Annotated in this window: 20 protein-coding genes and 1 riboswitch; of the genes, 3 read left to right on the forward strand and 17 right to left on the reverse strand. The window is 40.2% G+C overall.

Features of this window, described 5'->3' with window-relative positions:
* Positions 1-338 precede the first annotated feature (338 nt).
* Entirely contained in the window at positions 339-1,331 is a 993-nt protein-coding gene (locus ACFODW_RS06470) for a hypothetical protein (RefSeq protein WP_390304453.1), read from the reverse strand.
* A gap of 228 nt (positions 1,332-1,559) precedes the next feature.
* Positions 1,560-1,662, forward strand: a riboswitch (SAM riboswitch).
* A 92-nt stretch (positions 1,663-1,754) separates the two neighbouring features.
* Between ACFODW_RS06470 and ACFODW_RS06475 the strand changes: the two genes are divergently transcribed.
* Complete coding sequence (locus ACFODW_RS06475) at positions 1,755-2,087, forward strand: hypothetical protein (RefSeq protein ID WP_390304455.1); 333 nt, start codon at positions 1,755-1,757, stop codon at positions 2,085-2,087.
* A gap of 366 nt (positions 2,088-2,453) precedes the next feature.
* Positions 2,454-3,224 (forward strand): acyl-[acyl-carrier-protein] thioesterase, encoded by a 771-nt coding sequence (locus ACFODW_RS06480; RefSeq protein WP_390304457.1) that lies wholly within the window; start codon positions 2,454-2,456, stop codon positions 3,222-3,224.
* Positions 3,225-3,339: 115 nt separating this feature from the next.
* Here the strand turns inward: ACFODW_RS06480 and ACFODW_RS06485 are convergent, their stop codons facing one another.
* The gene (locus ACFODW_RS06485) at positions 3,340-4,695 is read right to left on the reverse strand and encodes a hypothetical protein (protein WP_390304459.1); all 1,356 of its coding nucleotides are present in this window, start codon (positions 4,693-4,695) and stop codon (positions 3,340-3,342) included.
* A gap of 629 nt (positions 4,696-5,324) precedes the next feature.
* On the opposite strand from ACFODW_RS06485, the gene ACFODW_RS06490 reads away from it, so the two are divergent.
* Positions 5,325-5,846 (forward strand): gamma carbonic anhydrase family protein, encoded by a 522-nt coding sequence (locus ACFODW_RS06490; RefSeq protein WP_390304461.1) that lies wholly within the window; start codon positions 5,325-5,327, stop codon positions 5,844-5,846.
* A 55-nt stretch (positions 5,847-5,901) separates the two neighbouring features.
* Here ACFODW_RS06490 and ACFODW_RS06495 read toward each other — a convergent pair whose 3' ends face one another.
* The 15 genes from ACFODW_RS06495 to ACFODW_RS06565 form a co-directional block, all read right to left on the reverse strand.
* Positions 5,902-6,348 carry a PaaI family thioesterase gene (locus tag ACFODW_RS06495; RefSeq protein WP_390304463.1) on the reverse strand — a complete coding sequence of 149 codons (447 nt, stop codon included), beginning with the start codon at positions 6,346-6,348 and terminating at the stop codon, positions 5,902-5,904.
* Between the two features lie 23 nt (positions 6,349-6,371).
* Entirely contained in the window at positions 6,372-7,316 is a 945-nt protein-coding gene (locus ACFODW_RS06500) for an NAD(P)H-dependent flavin oxidoreductase (RefSeq protein ID WP_390304465.1), read from the reverse strand.
* 61 nt (positions 7,317-7,377) lie between these two features.
* Positions 7,378-8,232: a phenylacetic acid degradation operon negative regulatory protein PaaX gene (gene paaX / locus ACFODW_RS06505; RefSeq protein ID WP_390304467.1), complete on the reverse strand. Its 855-nt coding sequence runs from the start codon at positions 8,230-8,232 to the stop codon at positions 7,378-7,380.
* A 24-nt stretch (positions 8,233-8,256) separates the two neighbouring features.
* A complete protein-coding gene (locus ACFODW_RS06510) occupies positions 8,257-9,033 on the reverse strand; it encodes an enoyl-CoA hydratase-related protein (protein WP_390304469.1) in 777 nt (258 codons plus the stop codon).
* Positions 9,034-9,052: 19 nt separating this feature from the next.
* The gene (locus ACFODW_RS06515; protein ID WP_390304471.1) at positions 9,053-10,249 is read right to left on the reverse strand and encodes a thiolase family protein; all 1,197 of its coding nucleotides are present in this window, start codon (positions 10,247-10,249) and stop codon (positions 9,053-9,055) included.
* A gap of 8 nt (positions 10,250-10,257) precedes the next feature.
* Positions 10,258-11,115, reverse strand: a complete 858-nt coding sequence (locus ACFODW_RS06520; protein ID WP_390304473.1) for a 3-hydroxyacyl-CoA dehydrogenase — start codon at positions 11,113-11,115, stop codon at positions 10,258-10,260.
* 107 nt (positions 11,116-11,222) lie between these two features.
* A complete protein-coding gene (locus tag ACFODW_RS06525) occupies positions 11,223-12,737 on the reverse strand; it encodes an aldehyde dehydrogenase family protein (RefSeq protein WP_390304475.1) in 1,515 nt (504 codons plus the stop codon).
* 19 nt (positions 12,738-12,756) lie between these two features.
* Positions 12,757-13,530, reverse strand: a complete 774-nt coding sequence (locus ACFODW_RS06530) for an enoyl-CoA hydratase-related protein (protein WP_390304477.1) — start codon at positions 13,528-13,530, stop codon at positions 12,757-12,759.
* Positions 13,531-13,541: 11 nt separating this feature from the next.
* A complete protein-coding gene (locus ACFODW_RS06535; RefSeq protein WP_390304649.1) occupies positions 13,542-14,318 on the reverse strand; it encodes an enoyl-CoA hydratase/isomerase family protein in 777 nt (258 codons plus the stop codon).
* On the reverse strand, positions 14,311-14,613 hold the full coding sequence (locus ACFODW_RS06540; RefSeq protein ID WP_390304479.1) for an EthD family reductase: 303 nt from the start codon (positions 14,611-14,613) through the stop codon (positions 14,311-14,313). Before ACFODW_RS06540 ends, ACFODW_RS06535 begins: the two co-directional genes overlap by 8 nt.
* Positions 14,607-15,170 carry a 1,2-phenylacetyl-CoA epoxidase subunit PaaD gene (gene paaD / locus ACFODW_RS06545; RefSeq protein ID WP_390304481.1) on the reverse strand — a complete coding sequence of 188 codons (564 nt, stop codon included), beginning with the start codon at positions 15,168-15,170 and terminating at the stop codon, positions 14,607-14,609. The genes ACFODW_RS06540 and paaD overlap by 7 nt, the downstream gene beginning before the upstream one ends.
* Positions 15,164-15,955, reverse strand: a complete 792-nt coding sequence (gene paaC / locus ACFODW_RS06550) for a 1,2-phenylacetyl-CoA epoxidase subunit PaaC (RefSeq protein WP_390304483.1) — start codon at positions 15,953-15,955, stop codon at positions 15,164-15,166. The genes paaD and paaC overlap by 7 nt, the downstream gene beginning before the upstream one ends.
* 13 nt (positions 15,956-15,968) lie before the next feature.
* On the reverse strand, positions 15,969-16,274 hold the full coding sequence (gene paaB / locus ACFODW_RS06555; protein WP_390304485.1) for a 1,2-phenylacetyl-CoA epoxidase subunit PaaB: 306 nt from the start codon (positions 16,272-16,274) through the stop codon (positions 15,969-15,971).
* A gap of 35 nt (positions 16,275-16,309) precedes the next feature.
* A complete protein-coding gene (gene paaA, locus ACFODW_RS06560; RefSeq protein ID WP_390304487.1) occupies positions 16,310-17,287 on the reverse strand; it encodes a 1,2-phenylacetyl-CoA epoxidase subunit PaaA in 978 nt (325 codons plus the stop codon).
* A gap of 16 nt (positions 17,288-17,303) precedes the next feature.
* Positions 17,304-18,620 carry a phenylacetate--CoA ligase family protein gene (locus tag ACFODW_RS06565; RefSeq protein WP_390304651.1) on the reverse strand — a complete coding sequence of 439 codons (1,317 nt, stop codon included), beginning with the start codon at positions 18,618-18,620 and terminating at the stop codon, positions 17,304-17,306.
* Between the last annotated feature and the right edge of the window lie 24 nt (positions 18,621-18,644).

Here is an 18,644-nt window from a genome sequence, read left to right on the forward strand (position 1 = left end):
TATATAAGTAGTAGCACCACAAAGACGTGGTGCTTTTGTTCTTTTTTTACCATAATAAATATATCTAACAGTATTCTCATTTCTTTAAATAAAGGATATCCGTACAGTCCTAAATTTCACTAAATAGGCTGAAATTTTCTATTCTTGAGTTTTTCCAACAACAATTCATGACGCACCAATACCACTTTTTCATGTAACCATCTCCCCTTCGAATTTGTACCCTTATTATCTCAAAAGCCTGTGACACTCTTGTCACAGGCGCAACCAGCTGTACAGTAATGGTGAGGAACCTTAAGGCTGAAGGGGGAACTTCCGCCATAAAAAAAGCCTATGGATCATTAATCCATAAGCATTTCAGATGTCACATCACGATTATGTTTGAAAATGCGGTATTCTTGTAGACAGTTCCAGCGATAGCCGCCGTCAATACTTTCAATGAGATCAAGGGCCGGATCCAATTCACTCAGCTTTAATCTCAGCCTTCTGATATCCTGCCTCAGCATTGCTTCCGGGCTATTGGAGGGCCTCTGCCTCCTTTGGATGATGACTTCAGATTGCACTCCACCCGGATGCTGCATCAAATACTCCAATAACGGTGTGAGGATCTTTGTGATCCGAACTTCTCTTCCATATAAGGAAATGAATGTATCATTCATACTTTGTTGATTGAGGATAAAGCAATGTTCATTTCTAAATGGGTCTGACAGCTCCTCATATTCTTCTTCACTAAGATTCCTCATCTCTGTCCCATTAATGGCCATTTGATAAGGATAATGTTCGGATGAGCCTCTGCCTGCTTTTACTTCCTTAAGTAGATCCTTTATGTCCTGGAACAAATCTAAATCTTCCACAGGAATTTTCTCCACTTTTTCAATGCCTTCATTCAAGATGATTTGAGTCGCTTTCAGTATGTAGTGGTGAGCTTTGAGCTGCTGCAGTTTGTTCAAGCGGTTCGACTCTTTTCTGGCATACGTGGAAAGAGCTTGTTGAAAAGCGTCAATTGAATTTGTCCATGACTCTTTGTAAAAATAGAGAAACCCGAGGCGATAATAAGCCCGCGAATGATCAGGATCAAGCCGTACAACCTGTTTCAATGGAGGTATCGCTTTTTCGTAGGACTGTTGCTTCAGCTTGAAATCTTCACCCTGATTCAATAACAGATTGGCAAGTGTCTCCTTGTAACGGATCTCCTGTCTATTTACAATAGATAGCCTTTGGAAAATCCAGACCCCTTCATTGAACCAAGCTATGCTTCCTTCATCCTCACGATTCCACCATGCATCCTCTTTCTCTAACAATTCCTCTTCAGTCAACTCAGACCCTCTCGGCATAGTGCCCCTCCCCATTCCCCTTGTTGCTTTAGTTAACTTAACAGTTATATAGAACCAAACTTTTAATTAAGTTTCATTATACCAAAACAACCAAAAAATTCTGTAACCTATTTCACGCTTATTAAAATTTGATTCGGGGTAACTTTCCTTTTTCCATATATTTCTAAACAGGGCCATAGCCGCCCTTGCCATTTCACTCCCCTATGGTAAAATATAACTAATTCAATAAGGTTATCAAGAGTGAACGAGAGTAATGGCTCAATGACTTCGCAGCAACCTGCCCTACGGGTAAGGTGCTCCTACCAGCAAAGCTTGCTTTGAATGATAACGAACGGTGCTTCAGCCCTTTGTCAGCATTCACTTGCAGCAAAGGGCTTTTTCATTGGTCTTGAAACCTATTGATAAATAAATAGGAGGAATGAAATGAAGGCAACAGGATTTATCCGTGGCTATATGGCCAAAAATCTGGATGAGGAAAAATTTTTACACCATGTAGTTGGGGTGATTGAGCAGCAGCTTCAAGAGTGGGATGAAACCTATAAAGTTGATATATTTAAAAGTGAAGACTATACCGTTTCTGTACAACAGAAGACACATATTTCAGAAATAACCATTTCACCTTCTCAGTTAACATCGCTTCAGTTACAATCGCCATTCTCCTTAGACCGATATATTTGGACAAAACTTAAAGAACACGGGGTGACATTCAAAGATGAAAACGGATACGGCAATTATTTAGATTTTGTGTTTAGGTGAGTAGAGGAAATACTCCTACTACCCATGCCGGTGCCTTCTCCCTCTTCGTAGTAAGGGTACTATTGGTTCATCGATAGGTACCTCTACATCTGTATTATCTAAATACACCGCCAGAGAAGCAGCAGGATTTAAAAACCCAAAAGTTTATAATAAAGTCTGATAAAAATGAAAGTAACCAATTGAAAATGCTAATTGTATTAAAGAAAAGAAATACCTTGTAAACAGTGGAAAAGCAAAGGACGGTCTGTTGGTTTAATACCGACGAGACACGGAAACCTCATTTCGGCTGCAAGTAAAGATAATAGCAAATCTCTGCTGATTAGAAAATATAGTAGAATTTTAAGAAGAAGATAAGGAGGGATGACGATGGTAAATTCTACATTATATAAAAAAGACTATCATATTGACTTACGTGACGTTGATTTTAAAAAGAAATTAAGGATAAGCACATTATTCAGCTACTTTCAAGAAATTGCCAGTCTTTCTGCTGCAAGTCTTGGCGTCGGTATAGATGATCTAGAAAAAGACTATGGTGTCGCCTGGATTCTCATGCGGATAAAAGTAGAAGTTGCCCGAATACCGGAACTCAATGAAGATATTACGATTGAAACATGGGCACATGAACCTGGTAAATTAGAGTTCAAAAGAGATTTCTTCGTTCGTGACCAGCAAGGAACCCCTATTATCCGAGCAGTCTCTGCTTGGGTGCTAATGGACTTAGTGGAGAGAAAACTAAAAAGGTCTTCACATATCCCATTTGAATATCCATCAGGCAGAGAAGAAACTGCAATCGATTATGAACTAAAAAAGCTGAAGCGTGTAGAATCAATGAAAACTGTATACCAAAAAGTGATTGGCTACAGTGATATTGATTTTAACGGCCATTTGAACAACTCAAGGTATGTAGATTTTATACTGGATTGTTTACCTATTATCGATCATCAAACCCACGAAATCGCAGCCATTGAGGTAAACTTTAATCATGAGGCTCTACCAGGGGAAACTATAAAGTTAAAAAAGGGTATTTCTAATAAGCATACAAATATAATTACTACGGAGGGGATCAATGAGAATACCCAAAAGACAGTTTTTAGAGCTCAGTTAGAAATCAGAAAATTAGATAAGAATAGTGACTAAGCTACTCTCTCTATTAGATACTCACATTTAAGGGTGGTGTTATTCACACCACCCTTAGGTTACGCTCTTGTTTATGCAAGAAACCTTCATTACATTTAAATTATAATAAACCTTGTTAGATTGCTTCCTCCGTATCTGACAGTACTTCATTTGTCGCTTGTTTATCTTCTCTTAAGCCAACTAGTAAAAAGTAAAGGACTATACCAATACCCATCCCCCACGCGGCCCCAAGTGTTGCTGTCAGCATCCCGATGATAAGTACCAAACCACGTGAAATGTTACTTGAAACCATTCCCATCGATACATATGCACAAGCAAAGCCTGTTAAAAGAAGCGTGACGGATAAACCAACCGGAAACAACGGTGTGATTATACCGATGACAGGCAAAAATAGACCAAGTGGAATTGCTAAAATATAAAAGTTCATCGGCCCACTATAAATAGAATCCATAACCCGTCTCCCCTTTTTATACCGCTCAATCAAGAATATCTGTACCCCAGTCCAAATTGGTCCATGAATCCAAAGAAGTGGGCCTCCGGTGAGAAGTTGGGCGATATTCCTAAGAGAAAGTATATAATGGCTCCTAGTTGGATTAATGTCTATTCTCTCATCGCTTCTTGCTTTATCTGCGTCCTTTAAAAGAGTGTTAGCAACAATTAAATCACTAAAGGCTAGGATGTAGATCATAATCCCTATAGGAAGCACAGAAAGGATAACATCCCAGCTTGGGAAGCCGACAGCCCATATGGACAAAGTTGAGATAGTTTCTCCAATGGGCGGTACAAAGATTCCCCAGGATAAATCATACGTTAATTCTCCGGTAAGCCATCCGATAATACCAGCTCCAGCAAAGGCGAACAAAAGAGCATTCGCCCCAGCGGCAATCTTCAACTTTGAATCTGGCAGTTTAGAAAATGGAATAGAAAACATTAAGATCAACACGGTAATCCATGCAGTAACCAAGGTAATCGGCATTTCCTGCAAGCGATCTAGCTCGGACTGGAACGCTGCAATAGCCGCCCCCATAATAACCCCCGCCTTGAGCGTAGTTGGAAACATATTATTAAATGCTTCACCGAGCTTGGTAATACCAAAAAATAAAAACAATGCGATAACTACGAGGAAAATGGCAATCATGCCTTCAATAGCTTCCTCACCAGGTGTAAGCGTATTCAAAAAAACAATAGTTAGTGGCAATCCTGCTGTAATCCCTCCAGCAGCATACGGATCTCCAAATAAAACAGTTTGAGCAAGAACCCAAAATAGCATAACAAGGCTCACAGTCCATGCTATTTCAAAAGAAACTTCAAAATAATGCATTACAAGTGGCGTTACCGCACCGCAAGTACCTAGTAGCATTAGCCCACCCTGTATATGCTGACTTGGTGTAATGCGTAGGTGAATCCCCGGCACTCTTAATGTGAAGGGCCCCCACCTCAGTCCCGGTTGAAACTTTCCATGTTTTGTCATAAATAGTTACTTCCTCCTTTTTTTATTTATTAAAAGGGAAAATTACCCCATTTTAATTAGTTGTCGGTATCTTATATCCTCTTTCTATTTATGCTTTCTGATACGCAAAATCATTGCCTGTCCAATTCATTGGGACCATGGTGTGTACTGATGATCCCTAACCAAACAAATTAAAATATAACGTTTTAATAACGTAATATAAAATTTCATTATATTAAGAATACTGAAATAAAATTGTGGTGTCAACACTATATTTTAAATATTTAAATTTTAAACAATTTAATTATTATTCACTATTTAATAAAGGTAAGGTCGGTTGAAGAATGGATAAGTCCACTAAAAAATAAGCAGTCCTTCTTCCGAGAACCCGCCATCAATTTGCATGGATGAACTTCCTAAAGAACCAATAAAATTTAACTAATACTCTAAGGAGTAGTCTATTCTTGCTTAGGTTGTAGAGGGAGAGTAGAAAGGTTACATAATTGATGGATGGCTAGTAAGAGGCTTGAAGGAGATTAAATAATAGAAGAAAAAACTCAATTAGAAGACTTTCTTTTGAAATGTATGCAAGGCTTGATTTAATGTTATAATAAGTTTGACAATTTAAATAATTGGAAAGGAGCGAAAGAATGGTTATACCCTACAATAGCAAGTATCCTGCTATCCATGATACTGTATTCGTAGCCCCAGGAAGTCATATAATAGGAGACGTCTCCATCGGAAGAGATTCCTCTGTTTGGTTTAATGCCGTGTTACGCGGTGACGAGGATTCAATTTCTATAGGTGAAAAATGCAGCATTCAGGACAACTCAACCATTCATTTGTATGAAGGGTGTCCTACCAATATTGAAGACCAAGTAACAATAGGACATAATGTAGTTATTCACGGATGCAAAATTGGGAGAAGGTCCATTATCGGAATGGGCTCTACTATTCTTGATAATGCGGAAATTGGAGAAGAATGCATCATAGGAGCTAATACTTTGATTCCTCCAGGAAAAAAAATACCGTCCGGTTCTTTAGTTGTTGGATCCCCTGGCAAAGTAGTACGATCACTTACTAAAGAGGACTTCGATTTAATTCAACTTTCCGTAGATACTTATGTAGAAAAGGGAAAGGAATTCAAAGAAATATTAGAGGTTAATAGTTAGATATCACCTCCTAATCATAATAAAAAGCTGTGCTCTAAACACAGCTTTTTATTATCTATTCTATTGATATGAAATAATGGTTTTTTCGGTAAGCTACTGCTTCTATAGAAGCAATAGCTTCTTTCTCTGTTTCAATTACAATACGATAAAAACCAATCCTATTATTCCGTCTCACCTCTGAAGCCTTGGCTATTATGGTGTCTCCTTCTGTTGCACTTTTCATAAAGTTAGTGGTTGTCGAAAGGCCGACAGAAGTTCTTCCATAAGAGTTACAAGCAAGTGCAAAAGCAAAGTCGGCCATTGTATATAATAGCCCACCGTGAATCGTTCCATGTGCATTTAGCATATGTTCTTTAGCTTTTAGCTGAACGCTAGCTTCACCTGCGTTAAAAGCGATGATTTCCATTCCTAGATATGCAGCATATCTATCATTTTTAAGCTTATTCAAGATATCATAATAGTAGTTCTGATGAATTGAGATTTCATCTTTCGTTTGAATCATCCCTACCCTCCTAAGACCCTGGCTTACAATGCATCCAAACTCGCTTTTAATGTTTCCTTTGCTTGTGTTACCATCTCTTCCATCAATTCTTCTACAGATGGACAATCTTTAATTAAACCAGCAATCTGTCCACTATTAACAAATCCGTTATCTGTATCCCCCGCTAAAGCCCCAATCTCATGGTACTTTTCTTGGGTTCTCTCCATAAAATCCTCCATAGACCCGTCTTCTATTTCTAATAACTTATTTGCATAGTTCCCTTTCAAGACTCTACGTATCTTGTTTGTAGGACGGCCAATAATTATAGTAGATTCGTCTGTTGCCTCTAAAATCGAATCCTTATAATTACGGTGGAACATTGCTTCTTTGGTAGCGACAAACCTAGTACCCATCTGGACTCCTGAAGCTCCTAGTGATAAAGCAGCTGCCAATCCTCTTCCGTCAGCTATACCTCCTGCAGCAATGACAGGAACAGAAACACTATTTGCCACTTGGGGTATCAAGGTCATGGTAGTGCTTTCATTCAAACTATTAATTCCAGCAGCTTCATAACCTTCACAGACGATTAAATCAGCTCCCGCATTTGTTGCCTTCTTTGCCTGTTTGACAGTAGAAGAAACACAAATTACCTTAATATCTTTTTCCTTCAATTGAGGAATGATTTTTGCTGGATTGCCTGCGGATAATGAAACCACTGGCACTCCTTTTTGGATTATCATCTCCACTATTCGATTGACTTCTGGATGGACAGAGACTGGAATATTTACACAACAAGGGCGATCAGTATTTTCCATCATTGTGCTAATTTTAATATCACATTCTTCCGCAGATGTGGTACCAACACCAATCGTTCCCAGTCCACCTGCATTTGATATTGCCGCTGCTAATTTAGGATCACTAATATTTCCCATCCCACCTTGAATGATGGGAAATTTTACTCCTAATAGATGTGTAATCGGATTTTCCAAATTATCACTTCCAAACTGGAATAATAGCTGTAATGTTCCCAATCTAAGATGGTCTTACTATTTAATTCGCATTCCGTTCGTATTTGTCATATCCTTTAGCGAAAACTTCTTCAAAAAATTGGTTGGCTGGACCTTCAAGGATTTTATAATAATCGTTGAATAATCTACTTGCTGGTTCCCCCTTCCATTTATCCGGTAATAACTCCTTTGGCAGTCCTGGGTCAATAAACAGAGACTTCCGATAATAATGCACCAATTTTGTACGTTTAACAAAACACTCTTTGTTGCTCAGAGACCCAGTTTGTATTCTTTTGCAGTCTTCTTCATAACTGTCTTTATTTCTATTGATAAACAGCTCGTACCGTTCATTTATAAAGTCAAGGTCCCAGCATTCCCTAACGATTTTATCGTCAGACTGAACACCTATGTTTTCGGAAACAAAGTAGTGAACAAAATCTTTAAGATTATATCTTTGGATGATATCATTAATCTGAGGAGATAAATCATTAGGTGTTACCCATAAACTATTGGATAATAACCCCATCCCGCTCCAGGTTAATTCCTTTCTTAATTCGTCTCTTATCTGCCTCTTGTCTTCAGGGATGGTATATAAAAACATCCTCCATTTCCCATCCCATCTATCTGGTTCAGCTCGATAAATTCTCACTGCAGCCTCATCAACTCTTTTTATTCCTTGCTCTGTTAAAGAGTAAAAGCTTTTATTCCCTTCTCTGCGGTTGCATACCCAGTTTTGTTTGCTCATTCTGGAAATGGCAGCCCTCACAGCCTGTGGGTTATGATTAAACGCTTCTAAAAGTTCGATAAGGCTGCCAATCCATATTTCATTTCCGTAATTTCTAATATAATCCCCATATAATGTAAATATCATGGAGCGGGTATTGGGTTTATTATTCATAAAAATACTCCTTATTGTCTTATGTTACTGTCCTATAAATTCAGGTGTTCTTTTTTCATTGAATGCCACCAATGCCTCCTCTCGATCCTTAGTAGGGATAGTTAATTCATATGATTTTGCTTCTATTTGCAGACCAGTTTTAATATCCACATTTAATCCATTTTGGATAGAGAATTTGGCTTGTTTGATGGCAATTGGCGCATTTTTCAGAATAGATTGTGCAAATTTTTCGCAACTGGATAATAGCTCGGTACTTTCTACAGAAAGATTTACTATTCCAAGTTGCTGTGCTTCCATACAAGATATACGTTTTGCTTGTAAGATTAATTCCATAGCTTTAGACACGCCTATTAAACGTGGGAGTCGTTGGGTTCCGCCAGCACCGGGTATTATACCCATACTTGTCTCAGTTAGACCCATCAGGGAATGAGAAGCAGCTATCCGAAAGTCACAGGCAATTGCCAGTTCAAATCCCCCTCCAAACGCATATCCATTGATTGCCGCGATTGTTGGCTGAGGAAGTGCAGCTATTTGATCGAACACATCGCTGATTTTCTTTACATTCCTTCTGACTTCTTTTTCATTTAGTTTTTTTCTTTCCTTCAAATCAGCTCCTGCGCTGAACGCTTTTGATCCTGCCCCCGTGAAAATAACAACATGCACATCTTGATTTAGATGCAATTCCTGGACAATATTTTCTAATTCAATTAATGTATTATAATCAAAGCAATTTAACACTTCTGGTCGGTTTATTGTTACATAGGCAAGATTTCCCTTAATATCAATTATAATTTTATCCAAACCGTTCCCTCCTTGCAAATTATAGCGCTTCCACAACAGTGGCTATACCCTGCCCTACACCCACGCACATGGTCGCTAATCCTCTCTTTACATCTCTTCTTCGCATTTCATGTACAAGTGTAGTTAATATCCTTGCCCCGCTTGCGCCAAGTGGATGGCCGAATGCGATGGCCCCGCCATTCACATTAACAATCTCTTTATTTACTTCCAGCTGCTTTATACATTCTAAGGATTGGGAAGCAAATGCCTCATTTAATTCAATCAAATCAATATCGCCTATATCCATCCCCGCTCGGGCTATTGCTTTCCTTGTTGCTTTTATCGGCCCAAGTCCCATATAAGCTGGTTCGACCCCAGCCGCTCCGCTCGACACATAACGGGCAAGTGGTTGAATGCCCAGTTCATTAGCTTTCTCAGCACTCATTAGTAATAAGGCGGAAGCCCCATCATTCACTCCTGATGAATTTCCCGCTGTAACTGTACCATCCTTGAACAATGGTTTTAATTTTGCAAGTTTCTCTTCATTTATCTCGGGACGGGGATGTTCATCTGTATCTACTGTGATTGTCTCACCCTTCCATTCATGGCTGATAGGAATAATTTCATCTTTAAAGAGGTTCTTTTCCATTGCTGCTTTGGCCTTCATTTGACTATGAAATGCAAATTCATCTTGTTCTTCTCGAGAAATATCAAACCTTCTAGCAACATTTTCTGCGGTTTGAGGCATACTGTCAGATCCATACATTTCTTCTATTCTTGGATTTGTAAACCGCCAGCCAATTGTTGTATCCAATAATTCCATTGTACCCCGAGGAAACTCCTTTGATGGCTTGGCCATTACATATGGAGCTCTCGTCATACTTTCCGTTCCACCTGCAATATATATATCTCCTTCACCTACCATGATTGCTCGTGCGGCCATATTCACTGCATCCAGTCCTGAACCGCACAAACGATTAATGGTCGTTCCTGTTACATGGATTGGAAGCTCCGCAAGCAGTGCTGCCATCCTTGCTACGTTTCTATTCTCTTCCCCCGCACCATTTGCATTTCCTAAAATCACTTCTTCAATATCATCGACAGGCAGTTGAGGTTGCCGTTCGACAATCCCTCTAAGGACATCAGCTGCCATGTCATCTGGACGAACGTTTTTCAATACACCTTTATAGCGGCCAATCGGGGTTCTGACTGCATCAACAATCACTACTTCTCTCATATAGTTCACTAAACCTCCCTATTTGTCGCATAATCATAGACACCAACACCAGTTTTCCTTCCCAGTCTTCCTGATTTAACATACTGTTCTAAAAGTGGAGACGGTCTATATTTTTCACCCAACGTACTATGTAAATAGCGAAGGTTGTTTAGACGGGCATCCAGTCCCACCAAATCAGCTAATTCAAAGGGCCCCATAGGATAACCTAAGCCAAGCTTGATTGCTTTATCTATATCTTCAGGAGTACCCAAGCCTTCCTGAAGCATATTAAAAGCTTCATTTCCTACAAGGCAACTAATTCTGCTTGTAACAAATCCGGGAAACTCGTTAACAACTACTGTTTGTTTTCCCATCTGTCTTGCCGCCGCTTCTGCAAAACGAGCTGTTTCATCGCTCGTTTCTAATCCACGTACAATTTCTACCAACGGCATCTTATGAACCGGATTAAAAAAATGCATAGCAATCACAGAGGATGGACGATTGGTATAGGAACCAATTTCTGTAGGACTCATCGTCGATGTATTTGTGGCAAATATACAATCCTGCGAAGCAATTTGATCGATGGTTTCAAATATGTTTTTTTTCAGTTCTTTCTTTTCTGGAACTGCTTCAATAATTAGATTAGCCTCTTTAGCAGCTTGCTCCAACTCCGTATAAAACTCTATTCGTTGTTTTGCTTGTTCAGCTTCTGAACTGGTGAGTTTGCCACGAGAGATCCCTTTATCAAAGTTTTGATCCATTTCTGCTTCAGCATCTTTTAATACTTCCTTGCTGAGGTCAGCTAACTTCACGTCATATCCTCCAAGGGCACTAACATATGCAATTCCTCGGCCCATAACACCCGCTCCGACAATTACTATATTCATCTTGGTCCTCCCTATAAATGATAATAAAAGGCGAACCTTTCTAAAGCAGATTCAGTTCGCCATTTATTATCGTATTTTTTAGAAACATCACCTAGAAAAATTGTTATTTATAGATTCAAAGGATTAAGCGGTTTTGATCCTGCATAGGAAAGCACACTTTTCGTTTCTGTATATAGATCCAAAGATTCAATACTCAGCTCACGGCCAAATCCGGATTGTTTATATCCTCCGAAAGGGGTTCCAGGAAAAGCAGAGAATGGGCAGTTGACCATAATTACCCCTGCTTGCAATCCATCTGATACACGCTGGATCAATCCCTGATCTTTTGCCCAAATAGATGCAGCGAGACCATATTTTGTATCGTTACCGAGTTTAATTGCCTCTTTTTCATCTGTGAATTTCATTACAACAACAACTGGCCCGAAGACTTCTTCCTGGGCTATTTTCATGTCGTTGGTTGCGTTAGTAATTATTGTTGGCGCGTACCAATACCCATCCTCAAATCCTTCTACCTCTAAAGCCTGCCCTCCAGTAACTACTGTCGCTCCCTCTTCTACAGCTTCCTCAACATGCTGATGGATTTTATCCAATTGTCCTTGGCTGATAATAGCTCCAATATGTGACTCGGGTGACATTGGATCCCCTGCAACCATCTTTTTCGTTTTTGCTACGAAACTCTCCAAGAACTCGTCATAAATATCTTCATGCACAAACAAGCGGGATCTTGCCTCACAGGATTGACCAGTATTGTAAAATATACCAAACAGTGAACCATTAACGGCAGCCTCCATATCTGTGTCCGGGAAGACCAAGTTCGGAGACTTTCCTCCTAATTCCAATGTGACACGTTTTAACGTTTGGGAGGCTTTTCCCATAATATCTTTACCTGTGGATGTTTCACCGGTGAATGCTACCTTATCCACCCCTTCATGCTCTGATAAATAAGAACCAATAGTTGCTCCCGGCCCTGTAATTACGTTAACCACACCTTCCGGCACACCAGCTTCATGACAGATTTCCGTTAACACTATGGCAGTAATCGGTGTTAAACTAGCTGGCTTCAAAACTACCGAACACCCTGCAGCGATAGCCGGTGCTATTTTCCAGGCTGCCATCATCATTGGGTAATTCCAAGGAATAATCTGAGCTGCGACACCAATCGGCTCCTTCTGAGTATAGTTGAAAAACCTCCCTGGAACATTATTCACCTCACCCCGGTGGCCAACGATAGCCCCAGCATAAAATTCAAAGTCTTCAATAGCCTGGGAGACCTGGCCTTGTGCAGCAGATAATGTTTTCCCACTATTTAAAACCTCTATTTCAACTAGTTCATTAAAACGGCTTCGCATAATGGACGCTATCTTGTTTAGAACTCGAGCTCTCTTCCCAACAGGGTATTTCTTCCATTTTCCGAAATCAAAGGCATTTCTGGCCGCTTCTACTGCTGCATCCACGTCCTTTGTTCCTGCCTTTGGCACCTCTGCAATAGCTTCTCCTGTGGCAGGGTTATAAACCTTAATTACTTCGCTTGATTCAGCATCGGTCAATTCTCCGTTGATCACCATTTTATAGGAATTTCTTTTCACTTCTGTTGGAATTGATTTTTCTTCTGTTTTTAGCATAATATCGCTCCTTTATTAATTAGTATCCCTTATATTCAGGCTGTCTCTTTTCAAAAAAGGCCCTTACTCCTTCACTGTAATCCTCTGTGCTACCAGCAATTTTCTGGCCATACGCCTCGTAATCGAGCATCGAGGCCAATGGAGTTTCAAATGATTGCTGTATATAACGTTTAATTAATCCAATAGCTTTCGTCGGCTTCGATGCAAGATTTTCAGCAAATCCTTGTGTCTCTTCTTCCAAAGAATCGTGTGACACGACCTTAGTAACAAGTCCATATTCATAAGCTTCATAAGCTTTAATTTTTTCTCCTAGCATAGCCAACTCCAAAGCCTTTGCGGTTCCTACTATACGAGGGAGATAATATAAACTTCCCGAGTCAGGAATCAAACCAATATTAATAAATGCTTGAATGAAGGAGGCTCTTTCCGATGCAACACGGAAATCACAACCTAGTGCTAAACTGAAACCCGCCCCTGCGGCTGCCCCATTGATTGCAGCTATTGTTGGTTTTTCGACTTTTGCCAACTGCTCCATCATTGGTTTATAACGGGTAAGAATCATTTCTCGATGATCAGCATCGGAACTCAATCCGCTAAGATCTTCACCCGAACAGAATGCTTTCCCCTCACCAGTGATAACGATGGCCCGTATTTCAGTATCTCTATCAAGGGACTTTAAAGCCTGAATAACTTCACGATTCATCTGCTCCGTAAATGCATTTAATTTGTCTGGACGATTTAAAGTAAGCCAGCCCACCTGATTTTCAACTTCATATTTCAACGTTTCGAACAACTGAACACCTCCTATTTGCCTTTGAATACGGGAGATTTTTTCTCTATAAATGCTCTCATCCCTTCTGTTTGATCCTCTGATGCAAAAAGTAGATAGAAGTTCTTCCTTTCATATTGCATAGCTTCATAAACGGGGAGATCTTCGCTTTTCCCCGCTGTATCTTTGATTAGGCGTAAAGAAAGGGGGGGTTGTTCTGCAAGTTTCCCAGCAAAAGCCATCGTTTCTTCCATTAACAACTCAGCAGGGACCAATCTGTTGATCACCCCATATTCCAAGGCTTCATGGGCTTCCATCTGGTCACCGGTCCATAACCATTCCAATGCTTTTCTACGGCCAAGTGCTTTCGTTAATTTGACCGTTCCACCTGCGCTAGGCATGACCCCGATATTTACTTCCGGAAAACCGAACTTCGCATTATCAGAACTGAATATGATGTCGGCATTCAATGCCAATTCGAACCCGCCACCTAAGGCAAACCCTTGTACTGCTGCAATGATCGGTTTCTTAATCAAGGAGATCTTATCCCATTCCGCGAATTGGTTTAGATTTTCTAATGAAATTGGGTTATCATTCGCCATTTCATCAATATCCGCTCCTGCAGCAAACGCTCTGCCTGCCCCGGAAAGGACAATGACCTTTACTTCCTCTGACTGGTCAAAATAAGAAAGACAGTCTACAATCTCAGTTATCATAGGCCGGTTAAGCGCATTTAATACTTTAGGGCGGTTCAGTTCGACTCTTGCAATTCCGTTTTCTACCCAGCTATTTATATATTGATAGTTATTCAACCTCTTCACCGATCATCATCGTTACAATATCTCCGGCAAATGACATTAAATCTTTTGCGGACTCCTTGGATTCCTCCGTTTTCATTGCCTGTTTCAACGATGAATGATCATCATAGTACATTTCGCAAAGCAAGTAATAGTCACTTTCTCCTGTAGGGGCACCGACTATTTTAGTAACCTCCATCTTTCTTAAGCCTGGAATCTTCTTTGTAATTGGTGTATGGACATTTTGATAGTGCTCATCAAAAGCCTGCTCATCTTCTGGTTTTTTGTACAATGCAATTAGTTTTACCATTTCACATCCACCTTTTCATGTATATTAGCGACCGGCTTCATAGCTTCAAACGGGTTGTTACATTCATTACAATAGAGAATGCTCCGGCATGCAGTCGGTCCAAAAATATTATCCATTGTTACATAAGCTGAATCACAATAAGGGCAATCCATTTCCCACGCCCCATCCTCTCTATGGCTTGAAGGAGGAGGGGTGATTCCATTACGTTTCAGCTTTGCTCTTCCATCTTTACTGATTCGATCAGTCGTCCATGGAGGATTGAAACTGAACTCTACTTGGATGTCCAGGGAATCATCTAATTTAATGATTTCATTTTTTACTTTTTGGACGACATCACCTTTTATCATATCCAAAGCCGGACAGCCGCTGAACGTAGGCAATAGTCTTACAAATATCCTAGAATCTTTCACCTTTACTTCTTCCACCATTCCTAATTCAACTATACTGATGAAAGGCATCTCGGGGTCCGTCACACTTTGCAACAGATGAAGAATCTTCTGTTCAGCATTTAAGATTTCCGGCATATGTCCGCCACTTCCTTTTTTAAGCTCTACCATGCAACTGCTTCCTTATCGGAGGTATACACTTCGGTTAAAACAGCCAATGCCTCCGCTAGATCATCAGTATGTTCTCCATTTCGCCCATTGCCACTGAGCATCCCAGGCTTTCCTTCGATAGAAAAATTCACTTCGGAAAACAAGTGATCAATTCTTTTAAGCCATTCCGACCGCAACTCTTCTTCCGTTGCAATAAGTTTAAGATGACTTATTTCATCGCTATACTTTCCGAGCGAGATTACTCCTTCGAATTCTCCCCAAACATGGTCTATCGCTGCTTCCATTTTCTCTCTGGCCTCTTCAGTACTGGACATCAATTGGTAGAACCAAGTCTTCCAGTGCATCAGATGGTAATATTGCTCCGAATGGATTTTCACTGCTGCATGGCGTAGTGGTTCATAGCTTGATTGTTTTAGTGATTCCAATCTAATACTCTTAAAGATTGCAAAAAGCAGATGACGGACCACTGTGAATGCCCAATCGTATTCGGGTTCTTCTAAATAATTTCCCGGGCCGTTGACCTGTTCCAAAAGAATAGCATTCCTAAAATCATCGGTACTCCGATTATGCGAAATATCATTTATTTCACCTTCACCCAATTGTTCGAGAAGCTGATAATACATCGCGGCATGACCCATCGTATCCTGATTAATGGAAGAAAACGCAACATCCTCTTCAATATGAGGAGCTAACCCAAGCCACTCAGACCCACGATAGGAATGGATGAAATTATCATCTGCTAACTGATAAAGCAATTCACAGATATATTTGTTTTCCTTAGTCACTATTAGGCACCTCCTAACTCATTTTTTCCTCAAAAGCTTTCCACTTCTTCGGCAAATCTGTATAACCTTTGGTTTCTCGATAGCCTTTATTATCCATGTTCTTAAATCCTTCTCTCTCCTGCTGGGACATCACCCTGATCTCTGAGCGTTTTACCACCCATAATTCCTTTAGCGCTTCCCGCCGAAAAAAGTTCTCTTTTGCCATGATGAAGGCCATTTCCCGATTTGGCGCCACAAGGCTAAAACGATGTTCTAATGGAAGTCCATCTTTTTTCCGGCTGAATACCTCAAACTCTTCGTAGAATAACTCTTCTGACATTCACATCACCCCTCACCTCATATTTCCCTGTTCCATCAACTAATCTGAACTTTACTTTCCTGGTGGCTACTCAACGCTTCTCGAACCCATGCGTTACTTTTATATGAATCCCTTCTTAGGGAAACCCGCTCATCCGTTTTAGGTCCATCACCTGAGACAATCTGTTTGAATTTTTTCCAGTCAGGTTCTTGATAGACCCACTCTTGTTTCTCTTCATCGAAACGCAATGTTTCGTCAGGAATTGTTAATCCTAATAATTCAATCTTAGGAACATATTTAGTCAGAAATTCTTGTCTCAATTCTTCATTTGTTTTGGATCTGAGCTTGTATTTGATATTGATATCAACACTCGAATGACCAACATCCTTTTTAGACTTCGGTCCGAAGAACATTAATAGAGCTTTCCACCAGCGATCGAGAGAATCTTGGAGCATTTGCTTCTGGCTATTGGTCCCAGCAGCTAATGCAAGAGTTAAGCTTTCACCATGTTTGGCGTGGAACGATTCTTCCTGGCATATTCTTTTTAGTGCCCTCCCATAAGGTCCATAAGATGTTTTAAGCATCATTGTTTGAGTAAGAATCGCTGCCCCATCAACAAGCCATGCGATAATAGCAGCATCACCCCAAGTTGGAGATGGCATATGAAATACATTATGAAATTTCAACTTTTTGGAGAATAAATCGTTTAAAATATCCTCACGCGTTCTGCCAAGTGGTTTACTAAGGTCCTCTGTTACTCGAAGAAGTAATTGGCCATGCCCCATTTCATCCTGCACCTTAGCCATGATAGATAGTTTTCTGTCGATCGTCGGCGCTTTTGGCACCCACTCCTTCTCAGGTAATGCACCCATAATCTCACTAATTCCATGGGAAGAGATAAGCTTTATCAACGCGTTTCTATATTCATCAGGCATCCAATCATTTGCTTCAATCTTTTCATCCATTTCAATCCGTTCCATAAAGTGTTGGTATTTTTCTTCTTCGGTTAATCCAGAAAATTGAACCGCTTTCATTTTACTCCCTCCTTACCTAAGTATTTGAAACAGTTGCTTCTTTCGGTTCCCTTATAACCCGGATAGCTTTTCCCTCCGATCTTGGAATCTTTCCTGGAGATTGAATTTGTGTATCAATTGTTACAAGGCAACTGCTTTTTAACTTTTTAGAAATTTTCGTTCCTAAAGTTTTTATCAGTTCGTGGTTCATGTCGCCGTCGACAGCTTGATAGACCTCTTCATTGATTTCCACGTTGAGGACTACTTTATCGAGTGCCCCTTTCCTTGTTATTGCAAGCTGGTAATGAGGGACGAATTCCTCCATTTCCAATAAAGCACTTTCAATCTCTGAGGGAAAAACGTTAACCCCGCGAATAATCAACATATCATCGATACGGCCTTTCACCCGTGACATCCGAACAGATGTCCTCCCACATTCACACGGCTCTTTTGTGATGGAAGCAATATCTCCTGTCCGGTAGCGTATAACCGGAAATGCTTCTTTTGTTAGACTAGTAAAAACTAGCTCTCCTTCTTCCCCTTCCGGTACTGGCTCCAATGTTTCTGGATCAATAACCTCTACATAGAAATGGTCATCTGCAATATGCAGTCCATTTTGCGCCTCCTTGCACTCAATACTTACACCGGGACCCATCACTTCACTAAGGCCATAAATATCCATTGCTTTAATGCCCAATCGTTGTTCCAAGTTTCTTCTCATTTCTTCCGACCAAGCCTCTGCTCCAAAAATACCGTATTTCAAACTTGTTTCACGCGGATCCTTTCCCATTTGTTCCATTTTTTCAATAATATTTAGAACATAAGATGGTGTACCAGTGATGACTGTTGGCTTAAAGTCTTCGATAACCATGATTTGTCGCTCTGTGTTCCCTCCTGAAATCGGGACAGTCGTCATGCCGAGTTTCTCGGAACCGTAATGGATGCCTAGCCCACCGGTAAATAGTCCATATCCGAAGGCATTATGCAATACACCATCAGGTTCGCCTCCACAAGCTGCAATTGCTCTTGCAACTATTTCAGCCCATACATTAAGATCATTCCTGGTAAATCCAACTACGGTAGGCTTACCACTTGTCCCTGTAGAAGCATGTAACCTTTCCAGTTCATTAACAGGCTTTGCAAATAATCCAAATGGATAATTTTCCCTCAGGTTTTTCTTTACTGTGAAAGGTAGTTTTTGAATATCATCTAATGTTTGAATGTCGTCTGGATGTACGTTTGATTCCCCGAATTTCTTCTGGTAGAAAGGTGTGTTCTCTACAACTCGTTTGACTGTCTCCTTCAACCGAGCTAATTGCAGTTCTTCCTTTTCACGTTCCGCAAGCGTTTCCATTTTTTCGTTATAAAACAACCGCCA

This window comes from Virgibacillus sediminis, from assembly GCF_042643265.1.
GTDB classification, from domain to species: Bacteria; Bacillota; Bacilli; order Bacillales; family Amphibacillaceae; genus Virgibacillus_O; species Virgibacillus_O sediminis.

Coding starts and splice junctions, on each gene's coding strand:
- ACFODW_RS06470 (WP_390304453.1), bottom strand. CDS start 1,331: ATGCCGAGAGGGTCTGAGTTGACTGAAGAGGAATTGTTAGAGAAAGAG.
- ACFODW_RS06475 (WP_390304455.1), top strand. CDS start 1,755: ATGAAGGCAACAGGATTTATCCGTGGCTATATGGCCAAAAATCTGGAT.
- ACFODW_RS06480 (WP_390304457.1), top strand. CDS start 2,454: ATGGTAAATTCTACATTATATAAAAAAGACTATCATATTGACTTACGT.
- ACFODW_RS06485 (WP_390304459.1), bottom strand. CDS start 4,695: ATGACAAAACATGGAAAGTTTCAACCGGGACTGAGGTGGGGGCCCTTC.
- ACFODW_RS06490 (WP_390304461.1), top strand. CDS start 5,325: ATGGTTATACCCTACAATAGCAAGTATCCTGCTATCCATGATACTGTA.
- ACFODW_RS06495 (WP_390304463.1), bottom strand. CDS start 6,348: ATGATTCAAACGAAAGATGAAATCTCAATTCATCAGAACTACTATTAT.
- paaX (WP_390304467.1), bottom strand. CDS start 8,232: ATGAATAATAAACCCAATACCCGCTCCATGATATTTACATTATATGGG.
- ACFODW_RS06515 (WP_390304471.1), bottom strand. CDS start 10,249: ATGAGAGAAGTAGTGATTGTTGATGCAGTCAGAACCCCGATTGGCCGC.
- ACFODW_RS06520 (WP_390304473.1), bottom strand. CDS start 11,115: ATGAATATAGTAATTGTCGGAGCGGGTGTTATGGGCCGAGGAATTGCA.
- ACFODW_RS06525 (WP_390304475.1), bottom strand. CDS start 12,737: ATGCTAAAAACAGAAGAAAAATCAATTCCAACAGAAGTGAAAAGAAAT.
- ACFODW_RS06540 (WP_390304479.1), bottom strand. CDS start 14,613: ATGGTAAAACTAATTGCATTGTACAAAAAACCAGAAGATGAGCAGGCT.
- paaD (WP_390304481.1), bottom strand. CDS start 15,170: ATGGTAGAGCTTAAAAAAGGAAGTGGCGGACATATGCCGGAAATCTTA.
- paaB (WP_390304485.1), bottom strand. CDS start 16,274: ATGTCAGAAGAGTTATTCTACGAAGAGTTTGAGGTATTCAGCCGGAAA.
- paaA (WP_390304487.1), bottom strand. CDS start 17,287: ATGAAAGCGGTTCAATTTTCTGGATTAACCGAAGAAGAAAAATACCAA.
- ACFODW_RS06565 (WP_390304651.1), bottom strand. CDS start 18,620: ATGGAAACGCTTGCGGAACGTGAAAAGGAAGAACTGCAATTAGCTCGG.